This is a genomic window from Micromonospora sp. NPDC049580 (assembly GCF_040675595.1).
Lineage (GTDB): Bacteria > Actinomycetota > Actinomycetes > Mycobacteriales > Micromonosporaceae > Micromonospora.
This window is the reverse complement of record NZ_JBFAPG010000374.1, coordinates 1-6355: the sequence shown is the minus strand read 5'-3', so window position 1 is coordinate 6355 and position 6355 is coordinate 1. Positions and strand designations below refer to the sequence as shown.

The window sequence follows — 6355 nt, the reverse complement described above, 5'->3', positions numbered from 1 at the left end:
CGACGATCCCGGCGGCGGCGACCGCGACCAGCGAGACCACCATGATCGACGCCGCACCGGCTCCCGCCGCCAGCAGACCACGGCGTCGCCGGACACGTGCGCGCAGGCGATCGGCGGCGAACGACGGCGGAGCGGCCCGGTCTGCCAGGCCTGCCAGGCTGTCCCGCCAAAGACGATCATCGGACGGCACGGTCGTCCTCCCTGGTGTCGTCGTGCAGCAGGCCGGCCAGGCGATGTCTCCCGTCGTACAGGTGGCGTTTCACCGTGCCGGCGCCGCAGCCGAGTTGCGCGGCGATCTCTGGAATCGGTAGATCGACGTGGTAGTAGAGGACGACACACGCTCGTTGTTGTGGGGTGAGCGCCAAGAGCGCCGCGCGCAGGTCGTGGCGAGCGTCGACGGCGTCTGAGGCGTCGTCGATCCGATCTGCCGTCAGCGCGAACGGCAGCACCCGCCGCCACACACCGCGCCGGCGGACCCGGTCGAGATAGAGGTTGAGTACAGCCTTGCGAACGTACTGCTCGGGGTTGCCGATCTCGTCGCGTCGTTGCCGGGTGAACACCCGCACCAGCGCATCTTGCACCAGGTCCTCGGCGTCGCTGTCGTTGCCGCACAGCAGGAAGGCGTAGCGCTTCAGCGCCGCACCTCTGGTGCTGACGAGATCCGTCAGCACCCGCTCCCAACCGGCCACAACAGGGTCCCCTCGGTGTTGTCCTCAGTATCTTGGACGAACCAGAGGCCACCCCGGTTGGGGCAAGGCACTGACCGACTGCCCCGTCTCGCTGCCAACTCGTCAACGGACGTCTGGGCGAGCAGGTCAGCGCGACACCTCCGGTGGCTTATGGTGAGAAACCGGGCACCCGGTGGGCGGGTGTCCGGTCGGGGCCGTGGGATTCACGCTGCTCAGCCGGAGGGTGGACCGATGACCGAGAACGCCCGCGACGTCGACGACTGCTGAGATGGACTGGGCCGGATGGGCGTTGTTCGGCTTGGTCGCCACCGCGGCGCTCACCGCGGCGATGATCACAGCTCAACTGGCCGGCCTCACTCGGCTCGACCTTCCCCTGGTGCTCGGGGCCTTCGTCACCGAGGATCCCGATCGGGCGCGTGTCGTCGGGTTCTTCCTCCATCTTTGCGCCGGTCAGGGTTTCGCGCTCGGTTACGCGGCCGCGTTCGCGCTGCTGCACCGCGCCACCTGGTGGATTGGGGCGCTGTTCGGGATTGTGCACGTCGGGATCGCGCTGACGGTGCTTCTGCCGCTGCTTCCTGGGGTCCACCCGCGCATGGCCTCGCAGCGAGCGGGGCCGGCCAGCACGGCGGTGTTGGAGCCGCCCGGTCTGTTCGCGGTCAACTACGGCATCCAGACTCCCTTGGTCACGGCTGTCGTCCACGTCGTCTACGGGGCTTTCCTCGGGCTGCTCCTGCAAGCCCGGTGATCCGCGCGGGATTGTCGTCCGCGCCTGACGCCTGCCAACGCGGCTCGGCACGGGGCGATCTCCATGACTGATGGGCCCGACCCGATGCGTCCTCAGCCCTCGGCACCGATCAGCGACTACGGCCTGCTGGGCGACACCCGTACCGCCGCCCTGGTCGCGAGTGACGGCGGCATGGACTGGCTCTGCGTACCACGCTTCGACGGCGATCCCCTGTTCGGCAGACTGGTCGGGGGCCCGGACGCAGGAACGTTCCGGGTCGGCCCGGCCGGGCCGGCCACGGTCGTCGAGCGGCGTTACCGGCAGCACACCGCCACCCTGGAGACCACCTGGGCGGTGGGCAGCGGCCGGCTCCGCCTCACGGAGGCGATGGTGGCCGAGGTCAGCGGTCGCCTGCTGCCCACGACACTGATCGTGCGACGGCTGTCGGCCGAGCAGGCAGCCCTCGGCGCGGTGGTGGAGTTCGATCCCCGCCTTGGCGCACGGCGCCGCCGGCCCCGAGTCCATCACCGACGCCAGGCCCTCGTGTGTGAGTGGGGGCCGCTCGCGGTCGCGCTGGACAGCACGCCCAGGTTCAGAATCGAACCGGGTCGACCCACCTCGATCACGGTCCGGCCAGGCCGGCCGGTCACCCTCGTGCTGGCCGTGGCGCACCGCGAACCGGTGATCCACGTCGAGCCGACGGCCGCCTGGGACCTGCTCATCGAGGACGAGGCCCGGTGGCGGGCCTGGACCGCGGAGATCGACGAGCGGCTGCCTTTCCGGGAACACGTCGCACGAAGCCTGCTCACCTTGCGGCTGTTGACCTACTCGCCCTCGGGAGCGCCGGTGGCCGCGCCCACCACGTCACTGCCCGAGGATCCCGGTGGGGTACGAAACTGGGACTACCGCTACGTCTGGCCCCGTGACGCCAGCATCGGCGTCAGCGCCTTTCTCAGCGTCGGCAAGACCGACGAGGCCCGCGGTTTCCTCGCGTGGCTGTTGCACGCCAGTCGGTTGCAACGACCGCGCCTGCCGGCGCTGCTCACCCTGCATGGCCGGCACGTACCAGCGGAACGAGAACTGGGCGGTTGGCCCGGCTACCTCGACAGCCGTCCGGTGCGGATCGGCAACGGCGCCGCCGGCCAACATCAGCTCGACGGCTACGGCTGGGTGATCGACGCGGCCTGGGCGTTCGCTCGGGCCGGACACCGCCTCTACCCCGAGACGTGGCGGGCGGTGCGCGGTTTCGCCGACGTGGTCGCCGGTTGTTGGCAGGAGCCGGACGCCGGCATCTGGGAGGTACGCGAGCCCGCGCAACACGTCCATTCCAAGCTCATGGGCTGGCTCGCCCTGGACCGCGCCCTGGCCATCGCCGACACGCACCCCCTGCCCGACCGCCAACGTCGACGCTGGCAGACAGCCCGAGATGCCATCGCCGCCGAGGTCCGGACGCGCGGCTTCGACCCGACGGCGGTCAGCTACGTCCGCAGCTACGGATCCCAGGACCTCGACGCGGCTCTGCTCGTGCTGCCGCTGCTCGGTATGGATCGGACCGAGTCACCTCGGGTACGGGGCACCATCGACGCCATCCAGGGCCGGCTCTCCGCCGGCGGTCCACTGCTCTACCGCTACCCGCCCGGACGTGACGGCCTCCCCGGCACCGAGGACGCGTTCCTGCCCTGCTCGTTCTGGCTCGTTCAGGCGCTTGCCCGCACCGGGCGTCGCCGCGCGGCGGTCGAACTGTTCCAGGCCGTGGTTGAGTACGCCAGCCCACTCGGCCTCTACCCCGAAGAGGTGAACCCCGCGACGGGTGCCCACCTCGGCAACTACCCCCAGACGCTGACCCACGCCGCGCTCATCCAGGCCGCACTCGCCATCCGAGACGCACCGGTAGGGTCCCCAGCATGACGATTCCGCACCTGACGGCCGCCGACGGCACCGCGCTGCCGGCGATCGGGCTCGGCACGTACCGGCTGAACGGCTCGGCGGGTGTCGACGCGATCGGGCGAGCGATCCGGGCGGGTTACCGGTTGATCGACTCCGCGGTCAACTACGAGAACGAAGGCGCGGTGGGTCGGGCCGCTCGTGCGGCGGGCGACGTACGCGACGAGCTGGTCGTCACCTCGAAGCTGCCGGGGCGGCACCACCGCTTCGACGAGGCGCTGACCACGATCGAGGAGAGTGTGTTCCGCACGGGCCTCGACCGGATCGACCTGTACCTGATCCACTGGCCGAACCCCAAGGTCGACCTGTACGTGCAGGCCTGGCGTGCGTTGATCGAGGCACGGGAGCGCGGGCTGGTGAGACACATCGGTCTCTCCAACTTCCTGCCGGAGCACATCGACCGGCTGGTGGCCGAGACCGGGGTCGCCCCGGTGGTCAACCAGATCGAGGTGCATCCGTACTTCCCGCAGCAGGAGGCGATCGCCTACCACCGGGAGCACGGGATCCTCGTGCAGGGTTGGAGCCCGCTCGGGCACGGCAACGACCTGCAACAGCATCCTGTCATCACCGAGATCGCGAACGCCCACGGCGTCAGCCCGGCGCAGACCATCCTCGCCTGGCACGTGGCCCGCCAGGTGATCCCGCTGCCCAAGGCCGCGTCGCCGCAGCGGCAGATCGAGAACCTGGACGTCTTCGACATCAAGCTCACCGACGCGCAGGTCGAGGCCATCACCGCGCTGGGCCGCCCGGACGGGCGGCTCGCGGACCAGGACCCGGCGGTGTACGAGGAGTTCTGAGCATCCCGGGCGGGGTCGTGGTCAGGGGGAATACTGGCCGGGTGGAGATTGCCCGCCCGCGCCTGCTGCTGGTCGAGGACGACGGCGCGCTGAGCGCGCTGCTCACCGACCTGCTCACCGAGGAGGGGTACGAGGTCGAGGTGGCCGGCGACGGGCAGAGCGGCCTGCACCGCGCCCTGGCCCGCGACTACGACGTGCTGGTGGTCGACCGAGGGCTGCCCGTGTTGGACGGGCTGGGGTTGGTCACCCGATTGCGGGCGCGGGGTGTGACGTCCCCGGTGTTGCTGCTCACCGCCCGGGGCGCCCTGGACGACCGAGTGGAAGGGCTCGACGCGGGCGCCGAGGACTACCTCGTCAAGCCCTTCGAGGTCCCTGAACTGCTGGCCAGACTGCGGGCACTGCGCCGTCGACACCAGGACGTGGCGGGCCGGCTGCCGCTGGGGCGGCGGCGGTGGCTGGACGTAAGTAACCGGCGAGTGCTCGACGACGACGGGGAGATTCCGCTCTCCGCTCGCGAGTTCGCCGTGCTGCGCGCCCTCGCCGGCCGGCCGACGAAGGTCTTCACGCGTGCCGAGCTGCTGAGTAGCGCGTTCGACCACGCCGACGCACCGGGCAGCGTCGACGCCTGCGTGCATCACCTGCGCCGCAAACTGGGCCGGGGGGCGATCCGTACGGTGCACGGTCTCGGCTATCGGATCGGCGCGGTCTGACGGCGTGGACGAGGCCCGACTGGTCCAGGCCCGACGGCGCAGTGTGGCGCAGACCGCCGGGGCGATCGGCGTGGTGCTGCTGCTGGTCGGCGCGCTGATGTTCGTCCTCACCAGCCGGCAGGAATCGCGGGCGCTGAACACCGAGCTGGCTCAGGTGCTCACGATGGCCGAGGACACCGACGACCCGCCGCCCGGCGAATTCCTGGCCCACAGGGCGGCCGGATCCGGCGCCGTCGAGGTGACTGAAAGCGCCTCGCCGGAGCTGGCCCGGGTCCTCGGCGACGCGCTGGGACGGCAGCCGGGGCGATTCGACACGGATGCGGGAGACGACCATCCGGTACGGGTGTTGGTCGCCGACCGAGCGGACGGCAGCCGCTGGGCCGTCGCCGCCGACCTCGCGCCGCTGCGTCAACGCCAGGGGCAGCTCGGCGTCGCGCTGCTGGTTGCCGAACTGGCCGGCCTGACGGGGGCGCTGGTGGCCGCGGCGCTACTCGCCCGGCGGGCGGTCGCGCCCCTGGCCACCGCGCTGACTCTGCAACGCCGTTTCGTCGCCGACGCCTCGCACGAGTTGCGCACCCCGCTCACCGTGTTGCACACCCGTGCACAGATGCTGGCCCGACGATCCCAGACGCAGCCGGCGGCGCGACTCACCGACCAGCTCGACCAGCTCGTGGCGGACACCCGGGCGCTCGGCGACGTGGTCGAGGACCTGCTGGTGTCCGCCGCTGCCGAGCATCAGCCGCCACCGGCCGCGGTCGTCGATCTGAGCGAGGTGGCCCGCGAGGTGGTCGCGAGCATGCAGGAGTACGCCCGGGAGCGGACGGTCGAGCTGCGCGTGGCGACCTCCGGCGAGGCCTTGGTCCATGGAGCGCGCACGGCGCTGCGGCGAGCGACGACCGCCCTGGTGGACAACGCGATCGGGCACGTCGCCGCTGGCGGGAACGTCGCTGTGACCGTGCGACGGCACGCCGATCAGGTGGCCGTCGAGGTCAGCGACGACGGTGTGGGCCTCGACCCGGCCGAGGCGGACCGGCTCTTCGAGCGCTTCGCGCACGGCACGGCCGGGGCGGGTCGCCGGTTCGGGCTGGGCCTGGCGCTCGTGCAGCAGGTCGCGCACGCGCACCGGGGTTCGATCACGGTGGCCGGCGCTCCGGGTGCGGGTGCCACCTTCACGCTGCTGCTGCCGGCATCCTGAGGGACCCACCGACGCCGCTGCTGGTTCGGATTCGAGGGCGCAAGAACTTCGCAAGAATTCGGCAATATGGTGACGGGCAGTGACATCCCGAGCGCCGAGGAGACCCCGTGCCCGACACCGTCAACGGACTGCCGCTGCACCCACTCGTCGTGCACGCGGTGGTGGTTCTCCTGCCGCTGGCCGCGCTCGGTGTCGCCGCGCTGGCCGTCCGACCGTCGTGGCGGGGCCGCTACGGCGGGCTCGTCGTCCTGATCACCGCGCTGGCGACGGCCGCGATCCCGCTCGCCACCTCCAGC

Annotated in this window: 8 protein-coding genes; 6 read left to right on the top strand and 2 right to left on the bottom strand. The window is 71.3% G+C overall.

Annotated elements, in window-relative coordinates; all coding sequences use genetic code 11:
• Both AB0J68_RS24385 and AB0J68_RS24380 read right to left on the bottom strand, forming a co-directional pair.
• Positions 1-190 (bottom strand): hypothetical protein (locus AB0J68_RS24385; protein WP_363940567.1); only part of this gene is annotated, 190 nt, incomplete at its 3' end.
• Positions 177-689 (bottom strand): sigma-70 family RNA polymerase sigma factor, encoded by a 513-nt coding sequence (locus AB0J68_RS24380; RefSeq protein ID WP_363940566.1) that lies wholly within the window; start codon positions 687-689, stop codon positions 177-179. The genes AB0J68_RS24380 and AB0J68_RS24385, both read right to left, overlap by 14 nt.
• Before the next feature lie 268 nt (positions 690-957).
• On the opposite strand from AB0J68_RS24380, the gene AB0J68_RS24375 reads away from it, so the two are divergent.
• The 6 genes from AB0J68_RS24375 to AB0J68_RS24350 form a co-directional block, all read left to right on the top strand.
• Positions 958-1434 (top strand): hypothetical protein, encoded by a 477-nt coding sequence (locus tag AB0J68_RS24375; RefSeq protein WP_354856911.1) that lies wholly within the window; start codon positions 958-960, stop codon positions 1432-1434.
• 63 nt (positions 1435-1497) lie between these two features.
• Positions 1498-3321: a glycoside hydrolase family 15 protein gene (locus AB0J68_RS24370; protein WP_363940565.1), complete on the top strand. Its 1824-nt coding sequence runs from the start codon at positions 1498-1500 to the stop codon at positions 3319-3321.
• A complete protein-coding gene (locus tag AB0J68_RS24365) occupies positions 3318-4154 on the top strand; it encodes an aldo/keto reductase (RefSeq protein WP_355066309.1) in 837 nt (278 codons plus the stop codon). The genes AB0J68_RS24370 and AB0J68_RS24365 overlap by 4 nt, the downstream gene beginning before the upstream one ends.
• 41 nt (positions 4155-4195) lie before the next feature.
• A complete protein-coding gene (locus AB0J68_RS24360) occupies positions 4196-4864 on the top strand; it encodes a response regulator transcription factor (protein WP_363940564.1) in 669 nt (222 codons plus the stop codon).
• A 4-nt stretch (positions 4865-4868) separates the two neighbouring features.
• On the top strand, positions 4869-6059 hold the full coding sequence (locus AB0J68_RS24355) for a HAMP domain-containing sensor histidine kinase (RefSeq protein ID WP_363940563.1): 1191 nt from the start codon (positions 4869-4871) through the stop codon (positions 6057-6059).
• A gap of 107 nt (positions 6060-6166) precedes the next feature.
• Positions 6167-6355 (top strand): DUF2231 domain-containing protein (locus AB0J68_RS24350; protein ID WP_363940562.1); only part of this gene is annotated, 189 nt, incomplete at its 3' end.